This window comes from Gemmobacter sp., assembly GCF_046292685.1.
Taxonomy (GTDB): Bacteria; Pseudomonadota; Alphaproteobacteria; order Rhodobacterales; family Rhodobacteraceae; genus Wagnerdoeblera.
In genome coordinates this window covers 40,705-57,127 of sequence record NZ_JBKBQM010000006.1, presented here as the reverse complement: position 1 = coordinate 57,127, position 16,423 = coordinate 40,705, and the positions used below count along the sequence as shown (strand labels likewise).

Annotated in this window: 13 protein-coding genes and 1 pseudogene; 9 read left to right on the top strand and 5 right to left on the bottom strand. The window is 69.6% G+C overall.

The window, feature by feature from the left end:
• Positions 1–23 precede the first annotated feature (23 nt).
• The 4 genes from ACK4S2_RS02960 to ACK4S2_RS02945 all read left to right on the top strand — a co-directional run bounded on the left by ACK4S2_RS02960 (position 24) and on the right by ACK4S2_RS02945 (position 4,153).
• Positions 24–890 (top strand): F0F1 ATP synthase subunit gamma, encoded by an 867-nt coding sequence (locus ACK4S2_RS02960; RefSeq protein ID WP_409620160.1) that lies wholly within the window; start codon positions 24–26, stop codon positions 888–890.
• A gap of 18 nt (positions 891–908) precedes the next feature.
• Positions 909–2,336, top strand: a complete 1,428-nt coding sequence (gene atpD / locus ACK4S2_RS02955; protein ID WP_409620158.1) for a F0F1 ATP synthase subunit beta — start codon at positions 909–911, stop codon at positions 2,334–2,336.
• Between the two features lie 9 nt (positions 2,337–2,345).
• The gene (locus ACK4S2_RS02950; protein WP_409620156.1) at positions 2,346–2,738 is read left to right on the top strand and encodes a F0F1 ATP synthase subunit epsilon; all 393 of its coding nucleotides are present in this window, start codon (positions 2,346–2,348) and stop codon (positions 2,736–2,738) included.
• Between the two features lie 347 nt (positions 2,739–3,085).
• Positions 3,086–4,153, top strand: coding sequence for an ornithine cyclodeaminase (locus ACK4S2_RS02945; protein ID WP_409620154.1), 1,068 nt, complete (start codon positions 3,086–3,088; stop codon positions 4,151–4,153).
• A gap of 791 nt (positions 4,154–4,944) precedes the next feature.
• Here ACK4S2_RS02945 and ACK4S2_RS02940 read toward each other — a convergent pair.
• From ACK4S2_RS02940 to ACK4S2_RS02930, 3 genes are all read right to left on the bottom strand, one after another.
• Positions 4,945–6,129 (bottom strand): cytochrome P450, encoded by a 1,185-nt coding sequence (locus tag ACK4S2_RS02940; RefSeq protein ID WP_409620152.1) that lies wholly within the window; start codon positions 6,127–6,129, stop codon positions 4,945–4,947.
• A 48-nt stretch (positions 6,130–6,177) separates the two neighbouring features.
• Complete coding sequence (locus tag ACK4S2_RS02935; protein ID WP_409620150.1) at positions 6,178–8,676, bottom strand: FAD-dependent oxidoreductase; 2,499 nt, start codon at positions 8,674–8,676, stop codon at positions 6,178–6,180.
• A 111-nt stretch (positions 8,677–8,787) separates the two neighbouring features.
• Positions 8,788–9,249: an EF-hand domain-containing protein gene (locus ACK4S2_RS02930; RefSeq protein WP_409620148.1), complete on the bottom strand. Its 462-nt coding sequence runs from the start codon at positions 9,247–9,249 to the stop codon at positions 8,788–8,790.
• 161 nt (positions 9,250–9,410) lie between these two features.
• On the opposite strand from ACK4S2_RS02930, the gene hisS reads away from it, so the two are divergent.
• The 5 genes and pseudogenes from hisS to ccmE all read left to right on the top strand — a co-directional run bounded on the left by hisS (position 9,411) and on the right by ccmE (position 14,379).
• The gene (gene hisS, locus ACK4S2_RS02925; RefSeq protein WP_409620146.1) at positions 9,411–10,898 is read left to right on the top strand and encodes a histidine--tRNA ligase; all 1,488 of its coding nucleotides are present in this window, start codon (positions 9,411–9,413) and stop codon (positions 10,896–10,898) included.
• A gap of 3 nt (positions 10,899–10,901) precedes the next feature.
• A complete protein-coding gene (locus tag ACK4S2_RS02920) occupies positions 10,902–12,002 on the top strand; it encodes an ATP phosphoribosyltransferase regulatory subunit (protein ID WP_409620144.1) in 1,101 nt (366 codons plus the stop codon).
• Positions 11,999–12,673: pseudogene (gene hisG, locus ACK4S2_RS02915) on the top strand (ATP phosphoribosyltransferase); the annotation flags it as partial. The gene ACK4S2_RS02920 and the pseudogene hisG, both read left to right, overlap by 4 nt.
• 232 nt (positions 12,674–12,905) lie before the next feature.
• Entirely contained in the window at positions 12,906–13,931 is a 1,026-nt protein-coding gene (argC, locus tag ACK4S2_RS02910) for an N-acetyl-gamma-glutamyl-phosphate reductase (RefSeq protein ID WP_409620142.1), read from the top strand.
• 4 nt (positions 13,932–13,935) lie between these two features.
• A complete protein-coding gene (gene ccmE, locus ACK4S2_RS02905; protein WP_409620140.1) occupies positions 13,936–14,379 on the top strand; it encodes a cytochrome c maturation protein CcmE in 444 nt (147 codons plus the stop codon).
• A 36-nt stretch (positions 14,380–14,415) separates the two neighbouring features.
• Here the strand turns inward: ccmE and galE are convergent, their stop codons facing one another.
• Both galE and pcaQ read right to left on the bottom strand, forming a co-directional pair.
• Complete coding sequence (gene galE / locus ACK4S2_RS02900; protein WP_409620138.1) at positions 14,416–15,402, bottom strand: UDP-glucose 4-epimerase GalE; 987 nt, start codon at positions 15,400–15,402, stop codon at positions 14,416–14,418.
• Between the two features lie 59 nt (positions 15,403–15,461).
• The gene (gene pcaQ, locus ACK4S2_RS02895) at positions 15,462–16,373 is read right to left on the bottom strand and encodes a pca operon transcription factor PcaQ (protein WP_409620136.1); all 912 of its coding nucleotides are present in this window, start codon (positions 16,371–16,373) and stop codon (positions 15,462–15,464) included.
• Positions 16,374–16,423: the final 50 nt, after the last annotated feature.

The window sequence follows — 16,423 nt, the reverse complement described above, 5'->3', positions numbered from 1 at the left end:
GGCGGGGCAGGGGGATCAGATAGATGCCTAGCCTTAAGGATCTCAAGAACCGGATCGGAAGCGTCAAGAACACGCGGAAGATCACGAAGGCGATGCAGATGGTCGCGGCGGCAAAGCTCCGCCGCGCCCAGGAGGCTGCCGAAGCCGCGCGCCCCTATGCCGAACGCATGGGGGCCGTGATGGCGGGCCTGGCCGCCGGCATGCAAGGCTCGGCCAACGCGCCGCGCCTGCTGGCCGGCACAGGGTCGGACAAGGTGCACCTGCTGGTGGTGATGACCTCGGAACGCGGTCTGTGCGGCGGGTTCAACTCGTCCATCGTCAAGACCGCCCGGGCGCATGCGCAGAAACTGCTGGCCGCCGGCAAGACGGTGAAGATCCTCACCGTCGGCAAGAAGGGGCGCGAGCAGCTCAAGCGCGACATGTCGGCGCATTTCGTCGGCCATGTCGACATGAGCGAGGTCAGGAAGCTCGGCTATTCCAACGCCGCTGCCATCGCGCAGGACATCCTCGCGCGGTTCGAGGCCGGCGAATTCGACGTGGCCACGATCTTCTTCAACCGCTTCCAGTCGGTTATCAGCCAGATCCCGACCGTGCAGCAGATCATCCCGGCGAAGTTCGAAGGCGGCGCGTCCTCGGCGCTCTACGACTACGAACCCTCCGAGGAGGCGATCCTCGCCGACTTGCTGCCGCGCGGCGTGGCCACGCAGATCTTCACCGCCCTTCTGGAAAACGGCGCCTCGGAACAGGGCGCGCGGATGTCCGCGATGGACAACGCGACGCGCAACGCAGGCGACATGATCAACCGTCTGACGATCCAGTACAACCGGAGCCGCCAGGCCGCGATCACCAAAGAGCTTATCGAAATCATCTCGGGCGCCGAGGCGCTCTGACGAACCGGAGACAGACCAATGGCAAAAGCGAAGGCAACCGGCAAGATCACCCAGGTGATCGGCGCCGTCGTCGACGTGCAGTTCGAAGGCGCGCTGCCCGCGATTCTGAACGCGCTGGAAACCAACAACAACGGCAAGCGGCTGGTGCTGGAAGTTGCGCAGCACCTGGGCGAAAACACCGTGCGCTGCATCGCGATGGACGCGACCGAAGGTCTCGTGCGCGGCGAGTCGGTGACCGATCTCGGCGCCCCGATCTCGGTGCCGGTGGGCGATGCCACGCTGGGCCGCATCCTGAACGTCATCGGCGAGCCGGTGGATGAAAAGGGCCCGGTCAACGCGACCGAATATCGCGCCATCCACCAGCCCGCGCCCGACTTTGCCGCCCAGGCCACCGAAAGCCAGATCCTCGTCACCGGCATCAAGGTGATCGACCTGCTCGCCCCCTATTCCAAGGGCGGCAAGATCGGCCTGTTCGGCGGCGCCGGCGTGGGCAAGACCGTGCTCATCATGGAGCTCATCAACAACATCGCCAAGGTGCACTCGGGCTATTCGGTGTTCGCCGGCGTGGGCGAGCGGACCCGTGAAGGCAACGACCTGTATCACGAGATGATGGAATCGGGCGTCATCAAGATCGACAACCTGTCGGAATCCAAGGTGGCGCTGGTCTATGGCCAGATGAACGAACCCCCGGGCGCCCGCGCCCGCGTGGCGCTCACCGGCCTGACGCTGGCCGAACAGTTCCGCGACCAGTCGGGCACGGACGTGCTGTTCTTCGTGGACAACATCTTCCGCTTCACCCAGGCGGGTTCCGAGGTGTCCGCACTTCTGGGCCGCATCCCCTCGGCCGTGGGTTACCAGCCGACGCTGGCCACCGACATGGGCGCGCTGCAGGAACGCATCACCTCCACCAAGAACGGCTCGATCACCTCGGTGCAGGCGATCTACGTGCCGGCCGACGACCTGACCGACCCCGCCCCCGCCACCTCGTTTGCGCACCTCGACGCCACCACGGTGCTCAGCCGCGCGATCTCGGAACTCGGCATCTACCCGGCGGTGGACCCGCTCGATTCCACCAGCCGGATCCTCGACCCGCAGGTGGTGGGCGAAGAACACTACAACGTCGCCCGCGCGGTGCAGGGCATCCTGCAACGCTACAAGTCGCTGCAGGACATCATCGCCATCCTCGGGATGGACGAGCTCAGCGAAGAAGACAAGCTGACCGTGGCCCGCGCCCGCAAGATCCAGCGCTTCCTGTCGCAGCCCTTCGACGTGGCCAAGGTCTTCACCGGCTCGGACGGTGTGCAGGTGCCGCTGGAAAAGACCATCGCGTCCTTCAAGGCGGTGGTGAACGGCGAATACGACCACCTGCCCGAAGCCGCCTTCTACATGGTCGGCGACATCGACGAGGTGATCGCGAAAGCCGAACGCCTCGCCGCTGCGGCGTAAGGGGGCATCATGGCCAACACGGTGCAATTCGATCTCGTGTCGCCCGAGCGCCGTCTGGCCTCGGTCGCGGCCTCCGAGGTCCAGATCCCCGGCGCCGAAGGCGACCTGACGGCGATGCAGGGCCACGCGCCCACCATCACCACGCTGCGCCCCGGCGTGCTCAAGGCCGTGTCGGCCGGCGGCACCCAGGCCTATGCGGTCACCGGCGGCTTTGCCGAAATCACCGCCGGCTCGGTATCGGTTCTGGCCGAACGCGCCATCCCGGTGGCCGAGGCCAGCGCCGCCGTGCTGGACGCGCTGATCGCCGAGGCCCGCAAGGCCGCGGAAACCGCCTCCGACAAGGCGGCGGCGGAAAAATACGCCGCCGACATGGTCGCGCTGAAGGCGGCCGTCGGCGCCTGATCCGCGCGCCCCGATCCCAGCCCCCGCGCCGCAGCCCGGCGCGGGGGCTTTTTTGCTGCCTTGCCGGCTTCAGCCTTTCGCAAAGCCCCGTGAACGGGCAAGCATGGGCGCGCCCCGGTTGCAACGGATCCCCGCCCCGGGCTCGACCCGGGGCCTCGTCCCTCCCCCTCCTGTAACCCGGCCGGGTTGGAGGTCCCGGGTCAAGCCCGGGACAGGGTGGTCCGCCGCCACCCCGTCCGCCTTGTTGCAAGTCTCGTCATATCGCCGGAAAACACTGCACTCTGCGCCTGCCGGACGGCCGATTTGCCTGTCACATTTGGCGAAACGTCGCGAACAGGACCGAACCCATGCCCGCCGCGCTCAAAGCCGCCCCCGCCCCTTCGCCGCTGGCCCTCGTGCCCTTCATCAGCGTCGCCGCCATGATGCGGCTGGTCAACCGCATCGGTGTCGAAACCGTGCTGCGCGAACTGGCCGATGCGATCGAGGCCGATTTCCGCCGCTGGCCCGATTTCGACAAGACGCCGCGCGTGGCGGCCCACTCGCCCGTGGGCGTGATCGAGCTGATGCCCACCTCCGACGGGGCGCGCTATGGCTTCAAGTATGTCAATGGCCATCCCGGCAACATGGGGCAGGGGTTGCAGACCGTCACCGCCTTCGGCGTGCTGGCCGAGGTGGCCACCGGTTATCCGCTGCTGATGACGGAAATGACCCTGCTCACCGCGCTGCGCACCGCGGCCACCAGCGCCGTGGCGGCGCGGGCGCTGGCCCCGGCCGGGGCGCGCACCATGGCGCTGATCGGCAACGGCGCCCAGGCCGAGTTCCAGGCGCTGGCGTTCAAGGCCGTCTGCGGCATCGACACCGTCCGCCTGTGGGATATCGACCCCGCCGCCACTGCGAAATGCGCCCGCAACCTTGCCGGTGCCGGGCTGACCGTGGTGCCTTGCGCCGATGCGGCGGCGGCGGTGCTGGGGGCGCAGATCGTCACCACCTGCACCGCCGACAAGGCGCATGCCACCATCCTCACCGACAATCTGGTGGGCACCGGCGTGCACATCAACGCCATCGGTGGCGATTGCCCGGGCAAGACGGAACTGGCCCCGGCCGTGCTGCGCCGCGGCCCGGTCTTTGTGGAATACGAGCCGCAGACCCGCATCGAAGGCGACATCCAGCAGATGCCGGCCGATTTTCCGGTCACCGAGCTGTGGCAGGTGCTCGCCGGCCGGGCGCCGGGCCGCACCGATGCGGCGCAGGTCACCATCTTCGACGGCGTGGGCTTCGCGGTCGAGGATTTCAGCGCCCTGTGCTGGCTGCACGCCCGGGTGCAAGGCACCGGGCTGGCGCAGATGCTCGACATGATCGCCGACCCCGACGACCCGCGCGACCTGTTCGGCATGCTCACGCGCGCCGGGGCCTGAGCGGCGCGCGCAAGGCAAAGGTCATCCCGACGCAACCGCACCCCCGCAGGTTCGGCCGGGCGGCAATGGCGCGGCGCGGGCGATACGCCGCCCCCCGCCGTCGCGCGCCCATGCGTCGCCCCGCCGCCCCCCCTTTCACCTTGCCGCAAATATCCCGGGGGCCCGGGGGCAGCGCCCCCGGACACCGACCGCCCCCGGACACCGACCGCCCCCGGACACCCCCCGCCCCCCGACCCCCACCCCCCCCCGACACCCGCAACGCGCGACCCCGCCGGCCCGCGCCCCGCCCCCCCCCCCCCCCCCCACACCGACCGCCCCCGGACACCGACCGCCCCCGGACACCGACCGCCCCCGGACACCGACCGCCCCCGGACACCGACCGCCCCCGGACACCGGCAAGGCTCGACCCGTCGCGGCCGCCGGCAGTCCGGGCGCGGCACGCCGGCACCCGGTCCGGCATCACCGCGTCACGGTCCAACGGCCGCCGGACCGGATCGACGCCACACGCGTTCCCGGCCCCCCGACCCCCCGAGGCCCGCCGGCGCCGCCCGCCGAGGCGCGACGCGCCGCCGCCCCCGCCGCGCCAGCGCGCGCCCCCCTTTCACCTTGCCGCAAATATCCCGGGGGCCCGGGGGCAGCGCCCCCGGACGCCGGCTCGGGCCCCCGCCCGGGAACCCGCAAGGTCCGCTGCACCTGTCGCCGTCGAAACCCGAGTTAACGATTCGTGAAAACGTCCGCGCAAGCCCTTGATTTTCATGGGCGGCAGCATTGTCCCTCGCAGGGACAGGCGCTCAGCCCGTCACCATCAGCCGTTCCAGCCCGTGGAAATGATAGGTGTCGCCATAGCGCGGCTTGCCCGCCAGCTTCAGCCCTGGCCGGGCCGCAAACAGCACCGGAAGCGCCACCTGCAGCTCCAGCCGCGCCAGCGGGGCGCCGACGCAGAAATGCAGCCCGGCCCCGAAGGCGACATGCGCGGTTTCGGGCCGCGCGGGGTCGAAGCGGTCGGGCGCGTCCCACACCTTGGGGTCGCGGTTCGCCGCGCCCAGGAGCAAGGCCACCCGGTCGCCCCTGGCAAAGGTGTGGCCGGCGATCTCTACCGGCTCATAGGCAAATCGGGTGAACAGGTGCAACGGCGGATCCCAGCGCAGGATCTCCTCCACCGTGCCGCCGATCCGGTCGGGCGCCAGCATCGCCGCCGGGGTGCGATGCTCCAGCAGCGCCTTGGCCCCGTTGCCCAAGGAATGAACCGTGGCCTCGTGCCCGGCATTCAGCAGCAGGATGCAGGTGGTAATCAGCTCGTCGGTGCTCAGCCGCTCGCCCGCCTCCTCGGCGGCGATCAGATGGGTGATCAGGTCGTCCGCGGGGCGCGAGCGCCGTTCCTCGACATAGCCGCGCAGAAAGGCGACGAAATCCTGCGTGGCCTGCACCGCGGCCGCCTCCATCGCCGGGCTGCGCTGGGGCAGATACATCTTGACCATCGCGTGCGACCAGGCCAGCAGCTCGGGCGCCATGCTTTCGGGCACGCCCAGCAGGCGGGCGATGATGCGCACGGGGATGGGGGTGCAGAACCGATCCAGCAGGTCGAAGGCTTCGCCTTCGGGCAGCGCCGCGGCCAGCTCGGCCGCCAGCGCCGCGATTTCGGGCGCCAGCGCCGCGATGCGCCGGCTGGTGAAGGCGCGCAGCACCAGGCTGCGCAGGCGGGTGTGGCGCGGCGGCTCCAGCTCCAGCATGGAATGCGCCTCGACCGCGTAGAACGGCGCGAGTGCCGCGGGGATCGGTTGGCGCAGCTCGGCCGGCTCCTCGCGGCCAAAGCGGCGGTCGCGCAGGATGGTGTTCACCAGCGCCGCCGACAGGGCGGCAGGCATCCCGTAATCGGCCCAGAACACCAGCGGCCCCAGCGCTCGGGCGCGGTGGTAGAAGGCGTAGGGGTTCTGGACGAAGGCCGGATCGGTGGGGGATTGCTGGATGGTCTGCATCGTGCGCCTTTCGGTTTGCCGCCAACCTGCCCTGCCGCGCGGGTCGGGTCAGCCATCTACCCGGATGCGGGCGTTGGCGGGGTCGTAGGGGCTGTCCTCGGTGACCACGGCTTCCCATTCCTGCCGCAGGATGCGCACCTTCAGCCGCTGGCCCGGCACCGCCAGATCGGGGCGCACGTAGCCCATGCCGATCTGCTTGCCGAAGGCCACCGACCAGCCGCCCGAGGTGAGCCGCCCGACCTTTACCCCATCCAGCAGCAGCGCCTCCTTGCCCCAGGGGTCGGTGTCGGCGGGGCCGTCGATCAGCAGGGTGACGCATTTGCTGCGGATGCCGGTCGCCAGCATCGCCGCCTTGCCGCGGAAGTCCTTGCCGAGGTCCACGAAACGGTCGAGGCCCCCTTCCAGCGGCGTGGCATCGCGGCCCAGTTCGTTGCCGAAGGCGCGGTAGCTCTTTTCCTGACGCAGCCAGTTCTGCGCCCGGGCCCCCACGGGTTTCAGCCCGTGACGCGCGCCCACCGACCAGATCAGATCCCACAGGTAGCGGCCCATCTCGATCGGGTGGTGCAGTTCCCAGCCAAGCTCGCCGGTATAGGCCACGCGCACGGCCCGCACCGGGCACATGCCCAGTTCGATGTTGCGCATGGTCAGCCAAGGGAAGCGCTTGTTGCCCAGCACGGTGTCGGGGTCGGCGTCCTTGACGATCTCGCGCAGGATGGCGCGGCTGTTGGGGCCGGCCAGGGCAAAGACGCCCCATTGGGTGGTCACATCGTGGATGTCCACATACCCGCCGCCGCGGCCCATGAAATCCTCGGCCGCCTTCAGCAGGAAGTCGCCGTCATAGGCCGTCCAGGCCCCGGCCGAGATGATGTAGTATTCCTGATCCTTCAGCCGGACGATGGTGTATTCCGACTGCGTGGTGCCGTTGTCGTTCAGGGCATAGGTCAGGTTGATGCGGCCCACCGCCGGCAGCTTGTTGCAGGTGAACCAGTCGAGGAAGGCCGTCGCCCCCGGCCCGCGCACGAGATGCTTGGTAAAGGCCGTGGCGTCGATGATGCCGGCGGTCTGCCGGATCGCCGTCGCCTCGGCCACGGCAAAGGGGTGCCAGGCGGCGCGGCGGAAGCTGCGGGCGTGGTGGTCGTAATCGGCCGGCGCATCCACGGGGCCGTAGTAGTTGGGCCGTTCCCAGCCGTTCACCTGGCCGAACTGGGCCCCCAGCGCCTTCTGCCGGTCGTAGTTGGGGGCGGTGCGCAGCGGGCGGCAAGCCTCCCGTTCCTCGTCGGGGTGGTGCAGGATGAAGACGTGTTCGTAGCATTCCTCGTTCTTGCGCGCGGCGTATTCGGTCGTCATCCACGAGCCGTAGCGCCTGGGGTCGAGGCTGGCCATGTCGATTTCCGCCTCGCCTTGCGTCATCAGCTGCGCAAGGTAATGGCCGGTGCCGCCCGCGGCGGTGATGCCGAAGCTGAAGCCTTCGGCCAGCCACATGTTGCGCAGGCCCGGCGCAGGGCCGACCAGCGGGTTGCCGTCGGGGGTGTAGCAGATCGGGCCGTTGAAATCGTCTTTCAGACCCACGGTTTCCGAGGACGGAATACGGTGGATCATGCTCATGTATTCCGCCTCGATCCGTTCCAGATCGAGCGGGAACAGATCGGCGCGGAAGCTTTCCGGCACGTCATAGAGGAACCGGGCGGGGGCGCCGCGTTCGTAAGGGCCGAGGATCCAGCCGCCGCGCTCCTCGCGCACATACCATTTCGCATCGGCATCGCGCAGGACGGGGTGCTGCGGGTTCGACTTGCGCCATTCGACCAGGGCGGGGTCGGGTTCGGTGACGATATACTGGTGTTCGACCGGAATCGCGGGGATCTTGATGCCCAGGAGCCGCGCGGTGCGCTGTGCGTGGTTGCCGGTGGCGGTGACGACATGTTCGGCGGTGATGGTGAATCGTTCCTCGCCGGGCACCAGGCGCCCGCCCTGTTCGACCATCCGGGTGCAGGACACCACCCATTCGCTGCCCGTCCAGCGATAGGCATCGACCTGCACCTTGCGTTCGATGGTGCAGCCCAGTTGCCGCGCGCCCTTGGCCATCGCCTGCGTCACGTCGGCGGGGTTGATGTAGCCGTCCTGCGGGTGGAACAGCGCGCCCTTGAGGTCGTCGCTGCGCACCAGCGGCCAGCGATCCTTGATCTCTTTCGGCGTCAGGAATTCGTGATAGACGCCGGCGGTTTCGGCGACCGAGGAATACAGCATGTATTCGTCCATCCGGTCCTGAGTCTGGGCCATGCGCAGGTTGCCCACGACGTAGAAGCCGGGGTTCAGGCCCGTCTCGGCCTCGAGTCCCTTGTAGAAATCCACCGAATACTTGTGGATGTGGGTGGTGGCGTAGCTCATGTTGAACAGGGGCAGCAGCCCCGCCGCGTGCCAGGTGGAGCCGGCGGTCAGCTCGTCGCGTTCGACCAGCATCGTGTCCCACCCGGCCTTGGCCAGGTGATAGGCTATGCCGGTGCCCACCGCACCGCCGCCGACGACAAGGGCCTTTACATGGGTTTTCATGGCGCGACTCTCTCCGCAAACCGGGTTTGCCCCTGTTTGCCGCAATTTGCCGTGCCATGACAGGTGGACCCGACCCCGCATCGCCCGAAAGCGACGTGCGGCGTGGCGCGATCAGCCTTGCAGGCGCAGGTCCGCGGGTTCCAGCACGCCGTTGCCGTTGCCGTTGCGGTCGAGGTCGGCGAACAGCCGCAGGGTGGCGGCCTCCCATTCGGCCCTGGCGATGGCGCCGTCGCGGTCGGTGTCGGCGTAGTCGGCGGTCATGGCGGCGTGGATGCGCGCGCCGGGGCCGTGGCCGCCGCCCTTGCCGCCTTCGTGGTTCGCCGCCATCGCCGCGGCGATGGTTTCGGCCATGTTGGTCTGTTCGGCCGCGTCGATGCTGCCGTTGCCGTCGAGGTCGAACATCTCGAACTGCGACTGCCGGCGTTCGGCCATGTCGGCAAGCTGCACGGCGCCGTCGCCGTTCATGTCCCATTCGGCGACGAAGGGGGCCATGCCCTGGCCCTGAGCCAGAACGGCGGGGGTGGACAAGGCGGTTGCCAGCAGGCCGGCCAGCAGGATCGGAAGGCGTGTCATCGGAGGACTCCGGTTGCGAATACGTATTCAACGCGCTGAATGTCTTTTCCGTCGCCGGGGGCGAAAGTTTTTCCGGCGTGTGGCGCGCGGCCGTCGGCGGCCTTGCTCCGCGGCGGGGGCACTGCTAAGCCCGCGCGCGTGAGTGAACCCGCGAGGCCCCGATGTCCAAGGACAAGACCCCCCGTCGCCCGCGTGCCGAAACCCCCAAGGGGTTCCGCGACTATTTCGGCACCGAGGTGACCGAGCGCAAGGCGATGCTGGACGCGATTGCCGAGGTCTATCAGCGCCACGGCTTCGACGCGCTGGAGACGAGCGCGGTGGAAACGGTCGAGGCGCTGGGCAAGTTCCTGCCCGATGTGGACCGGCCGAACGAAGGCGTCTTCGCCTGGGCCGAGGATGGCGACTGGCTGGCCTTGCGCTATGACCTGACGGCACCGCTGGCGCGGGTGGCTGCGCAGTACCGCAACGACCTGCCCAGCCCCTACCGGCGCTACGCGATGGGGCCGGTCTGGCGCAACGAAAAGCCGGGGCCGGGGCGGTTCCGGCAGTTCTATCAGTGCGATGCCGATACGGTGGGCGCGCCTTCGGTGGCGGCGGATGCCGAGATCTGCGCCACGCTGGCCGATGCGCTGGAAACCGTGGGCATCCCGCGCGGCGACTATGTGGTGCGGGTGAACAACCGCAAGGTGCTGAACGGCGTGATGGAGGTGGCCGGCGTGCTGGACCCGGCCGACCCCGAGCGCTTTGCCCAGGAACGCGGCATCGTGCTGCGCGCCATCGACAAGATCGACCGGCTGGGCGATGCGGGCGTGCGCGCGCTGCTGGGGGCCGGGCGCAAGGACGAGTCGGGCGATTTCACCAAGGGGGCCGGGCTGTCGGACGCGCAGGCCGATGTGGTGATGGGCTTCATGGCCGCCCGCCGCGACAGCGGGGCTGAAACGCTGGCGGCCTTGCGCGATCTGGTCGGGGCCTCGGCCACGGGGCGCGAAGGGGTGGCAGAGCTGGAGACCATCGCCGCGCTGCTGGGCGCGCAGGGCTATGGCGCCGACCGCATCATCCTGGACCCCGGCGTGGTGCGCGGCCTTGGCTATTACACCGGCCCGGTGTTCGAGGCGGAACTGACCTTTGAAATCCTGGATGAAAAGGGCAACAGGCGGTCCTTCGGGTCGGTCGCGGGGGGCGGGCGCTATGACGACCTGGTCAAGCGCTTTACCGGGCAGGCGGTGCCGGCAACAGGCGTTTCCATCGGGGTGGACCGGCTGCTGGCCGCGCTGCGCGCCAAGGGGCGCACGGGCGGGCAGGCGCCGGGCCCGGTGGTGGTGACGGTGATGGACCGCGACCGGATGGCCGACTATTTCGGCATGGCCGCCGAGTTGCGCCGCGCGGGCATTCGCGCCGAGGTTTACCTCGGCAACCCCAAGAGCTTCGGTAACCAGTTGAAATATGCCGACAAGCGCGCAAGCCCCGTGGCGGTGATCCAGGGCTCCGACGAGGCGGCGCGCGGCGTGGTGGTGCTGAAGGATCTGGTGCTGGGCGCGCAGATCGCCGCCAGCGCCACGCTGGAGGAATGGAAGGACCGCCCCGCCCAGGTCGAGGTGCCGCGCGCGGGGCTGGTGGCGGCGGTGCGCCGGATGCTGGAGCAAGGCTGAGCCATGCCGATTTCCCCCGCCGCCCGGGCCGAGGCCGCGCGCCTGCTGGACGCCTTCCGCGAGGCGGGGGCGCTGCCGGTGGAAACCGACATCCTGCAACCGGCCGAAACCCTGCTGGACCTTTACGGCGAGGATATCCGCGCCCGGGCCTATGTCACCTGGGATCCCTTGCGCGGCGAAATGATGCTGCGCCCCGATTTCACCGTGCCGGTGGTGCAGATGCACATGGCGCATGGGGCGGACCCGGCGCGCTACTGCTACATGGGCGAGGTGTTCCGCCGGCAGGAGCACGCAGGCCCCCGCGCCAGCGAATACCTGCAGGTGGGCTACGAGGTGTTCGAGCGCGAGGCCCCGGCCCGGGCGGAGGCCGAGGTCTTTGCCCTGTTCGACGATCTGCTGGCACCCTTGCGCCTGCGCGCGGCGATGGGCGACATCGGGCTTTTGCTGGCGGCGGTCGAGGGGTTGTCGACCACGCCGCGGCGCAAGGCGGCGCTGAAGCGCCACATCTGGCGCCCCAGGCGGTTTCGTGCGTTGCTGGACCGTTTTGCCGGCTGCGTGCCGGCACCTGCGGCGCGGCTGCGGCTGCTGGAACGGCTGGCCACCGGGTCGGCGGCCGAGCTGATGGGGCAGGCGGGCCCGCATATCGGCCTGCGCGAGCCCTGGGAAATCGCCGACCGGGCCGCGGCGCTGCTGGAGGATGCCGCCGCGCCGGCGATTCCGGCGCGCGAGGCCGACCTGATCGACGATCTTCTGCGCCTCGCGGCCCCCGCGCCGCAGGCGCTGGCCCGGCTGGAGGATCTGGGCGTGGACCTGCCGGCGATCCGGCCGGCGGTGGCGCGGCTGGCCGCACGGATGGAGGCGATGGAACGCGCCGGCGCGTGGTTGCGGCAGGTGACCTTCGAGGCCAGCCACGGCCGCAGCACGCTGGAATATTACGATGGCTTCGTGTTCTCGTTCCTGTCCGAGCGCGCGGGGCTGCCGCCGGTGGCCTCGGGCGGGCGCTATGATGCGCTGACCCGGGTGCTGGGCGGCGGGCGCGAGATACCGGCCGTGGGCGGGATCATCCGCCCCGGGGTCATTGCCGACCTGAAGGAAGCCGCCTGATGCTGAAGATCGGCGTGCCGTCCAAGGGGCGGCTGATGGAAAAGACCTTCGACTGGTTCGGCGCGCGCGGCGTGACGATGGCCAAGGCGGGCGACGAGCGGGAATATTCCGGCCGGGTCGAGGGCGTGCCGGGCTGCGAGCTGGTGCTGTTGTCGGCGGGCGAGATCCCGCGCGAGCTGGCGGCGGGGCGCATCCATCTGGGCGTGACCGGAACCGACCTGATCCGCGAGAAGCTGGCGGACTGGGAATCGCAGGTGGCCGAGGTGGCGCCCTTGGGCTTTGGCCATGCCGATCTGATCATCGCGGTGCCGGCCTGCTGGATCGACGTCGATACGCTGGACGATCTGGATGCGGTGGCGGCGCAGTTCCGCGCCCGGCATGGCCAGCGCCTGCGCATTGCGACCAAGTATCACCGCCTGGTGCGCGATTTCCTGCGCGCGGCGGGGGTGGCGGAATACCAGCTGGTCGACAGCCAGGGGGCCACCGAAGGCACGGTGCGCAACCTGACCGCCGAGGCGGTGGCCGACATCACCAGTTCCGGCGAGACGCTGCGCGCCAACCACCTGAAGGTGCTGTCGGACGGGCTGGTCTTGCAAAGCCAGGCCGAGCTGTTCGCCGCGCGCGCGGCCCTCTGGGATGGCCCGGGCGCGCGCCGCGCGGGGGGCCTGGGGCGGCGGGGGGGGGGGCGCGGCGCCCGAAATCTGAGCCGCGCCGGGCGACCGGCCCGGGGCCGGGGGGCGCTGCCCCCCGGACCCCCCGCCCTCCGGGGGGGATATTTGGGCAAGGTGAAAGCGGCAGGGGCAGGAGCGGCGGTCAATTTCCTGCGGGTGAACATGCGGCAAGGCTTGTGCCGCGGCGCGGATGGCGCCACATACGGGCAACGCGAGCGAGGAGGATCGGACCATGCAGCGCATCGCCATTCTGGGGGCATCGGGCTATACGGGGGCAGAGCTGGTACGTCTGATTGCGACGCATCCGGGCATGCGCATCGTGGCCTTGTCGGCCGACCGCAAGGCCGGGCAAGGCATGGCCGAGGTGTTCCCCTTTCTGCGCCATCTGGACCTGCCGCGGCTGGTGAAGATCGAGGAGATCGACTTTTCCGGCGTGGATCTGTGTTTCTGTGCGCTGCCGCATGCCACCAGCCAGGCGGTGATTTCCGCCTTGCCGCGCGATCTGAAGATCGTCGACCTTTCGGCCGATTTCCGGCTGCGCGATGTGACCGCCTACGAGAAGTGGTATGGCCAGCCGCATGCCGCGCCCGAGTTGCAGGCCGAGGCGGTCTATGGGCTGACCGAGTTCTACCGCGATGCCATTCGGGGCGGGCGGCTGGTGGCGGGCACGGGGTGCAATGCGGCCACCGGGCAATACGCGCTGCGGCCGCTGATTTCGGCCGGGGTGATCGACCTGGACCGCATCGTGATCGACCTGAAGGCCGGGGTGTCGGGCGCGGGGCGCAGCCTGAAGGAAAACCTGCTGCATGCCGAATTGTCCGAAGGCACGCACAGCTATTCCGCCGGCGGCAAGCACCGGCACCTGGGCGAGTTCGACCAGGAATTCTCGGCCCTGGCGGGGCGGCCGGTGCAGGTGCAGTTCACGCCGCATCTGTTGCCGATGAACCGCGGGATCCTCGCCACGGTCTATGTCGACGGCGATCCGGCGGTGGTGCACCGGACGCTGGCGGCGGCCTATGCGGACGAGCCCTTCCTGCAGGTGCTGCCCTTCGGCGCGCTGCCCAGCACGCGCGATGTGCGGGGGTCGAACTTCTGCCACATCGGGGTGGTGGGCGACCGGATGCCGAACCGCGCGGTGATCGTGGCGGTGCTGGACAACCTGACCAAGGGGTCGTCGGGGCAGGCGATCCAGAACGCCAACCTGATGCTGGGCCTGGATGAAACCCTGGGGCTGATGCTGGCCCCCTGCTTTCCGTGACGCCATGAAGACGCTGAAGAAACAACGCCGTATCCAGATTCTGGCGGTGGCCGCGGTGGCGCTGGCGCTGTCGACCGCGCTGATCGGTTATGCCATGCGCGACGGCATCAACTTTTTCCGGGCCCCGGCGCAGGTGATGGCCGACCCGCCGCCGCCGACCGAAACCTTCCGCCTGGGCGGGCTGGTCGAGGAAGGGTCGATCGTGCGCGGGCAAGGCGAAACCGTGACATTCCGCGTGACCGACGGGGGCGCCAGCATTCCGGTGGCCTTTACCGGCGTGCTGCCCGACCTGTTTTCCGAAGGCCAGGGCATGATCGGCACCGGCAAGCTGGTGGACGGCGTGTTCCAGGCCCGCGAGATTCTGGCCAAGCACGACGAGACCTACATGCCCAAGGAGGTCATGGATGCGCTGAAGGAACAGGGCGTCTACAAGCAGCCGACCAACTGAGCGGGTCGCCCCCGCAGACGCGCCGGGGCGCGCGCGTCATTCGCTGTAATGCCCGGTCTGGTGCCAGCGCCAGGCATCGCCGATCATCTGCGCCATGGTCGAGCGGTGCGGCGCCCAGCCGAGTTCGCGCGCCGCGCGTTCCGACCCCGACACCAGCCGCACCGCATCGCCCGGGCGGCGCGGCCCTTCGACGATGGGGACGTCGCGGTTGGTGACGGCGCGGCTGGCATCCACCACCTCGCGCACGGAAAACCCCTTGCCGGTGCCAAGGCAGAACACGCGGCTGCCGCGCCCGTCCAGCAGCCAGCGCAGGCCCAGCACATGGGCATCGACCAGGTCCATCACGTGCACATAGTCGCGGATGCAGGTGCCGTCGGGCGTGGGGTAATCGGTGCCGTGCAGCGTCAGCGCCGCGCGGCGGCCCGAAATCGCGTCCAGCATCAGGGGGATCAGGTGGGTTTCGGGTTGGTGGAACTCGCCCACCTGGGCCTCGGGGTCGGCGCCGGCGACGTTGAAATAGCGAAAGATCACCGCCTCCAGCCCCTTGGGGGCAAAGTCGCGCAGCATGTCCTCGATCGCGCGCTTGGAGCCGCCATAGGCGTTGATCGGGGCCTGGGCGGTGTCTTCGTTCAGCACGACGCCGTCCTGGTCGCCGTAGGTCGCGCAGGTCGAGGAGAACACGAAGCGGCGCACGTCATGGGCCAGCGCCGATTCGATCAGGTTCAGCGCGCCCAGCACGTTCTCGCGCCAGTAGAGGCCGGGATCCTTCATCGATTCCCCGACCTGCGAGAGGGCGGCAAAGTGCATCACCGCGGCGGGTTTCCATTCGGCCATTGCGGCGTCGATGCTGGCGCGGTCGGTCAGGTCGCCCTGGTGCAGCGGGCCGAATTGCACCGCCTGGCGCCAGCCGGTGCTGAGGTTGTCGAATGTCACCGGCAGGAACCCTGCCGCCTTGAGCACCTTGCAGGCGTGCGAGCCGATGTAGCCCGCCCCCCCCGTCACCAGAACCGGAACCGCGTCCATGCCAGACCCCTTGCGCTTGTCGCGCGGCACCCTAGGGCGACCTTGCGGCAAGGGCAAGGTCAGGCCAGCCCCAGCCGCGCCAGCGTGCGGTCCAGCGCCAGCCCCAGCAGGCGGCGTTCCGCCGAAGGCGCCTCGTCGGCGCGGGTCATCAGGCCGACCGGGCCTTCGGTGCCGGCGGTGGACAACGGCACCCGCGCCAGGCGCCCGTCGGCCAGTTCCAGCGCGACCACCCCTTCGGAGATGAACCAGACCGCATCGGTCTGCGGCACCTGCACCCGCCCGAAGGCGCCCGAAACGGTTTCGATGCGGTGCGCGGGCTCGGGCACGCCGTTGAGGATGAAGAACCGTTCGACCAGCGGGCGGATGGCCGCCCAGGGCGGCGGCCAGATCACCGGCCAGCGGCCAAGCGCGTGCAGGTCGGGGTCGGTCAGCAGCGGGTGGCCGGGGCGCACCACGATGGCGACCTGTTCCATGTAAAGCTGGGCAAAGGCCAGGCCGCGCATGGTATCGGGGGCGCCCATGCGGCCGATCACGGCGTCCAGCTGGCCGGCGCGCAGCTGCGCGGTCATCTGGTCGTGCGGGCCATCGGCGATGGTCAGGTGCAGCTCCGGCGCCATCTGCGCCAGCTCGGCCGCCACCCCGGGCATGACGCGCGTGGCCACCGAGGGCAGCACCCCCAGCGCCAGCCGCCGGGCGCCCGGGTCGGGTTGCGCCAGCGCCGCCAGCCCGCGTTCGATCTGCGCAAGGCTGGCTTGCGCGTGGCGGTGGAACAGCTCGCCTTGCGGGGTCAGCGCCACGCCGGCGCGCCCGCGCGTCATCAGCGGGGCGCCGGCGATGTCTTCCAGCTCGGCCAGGGTGCGCGACATGGCGGGCTGGGTCAGGAACAACCGCTCGGCCGCCTTCTTCAGGCTGCGGGCACGGATGATCTCGACAAAGGCCTGGATGTGGCGCAGCTTGATTCGGCGATCCATGATTGCGATTTCCGGCAAGTTTCGATCCGAATATCTCATTTTACTTGCCG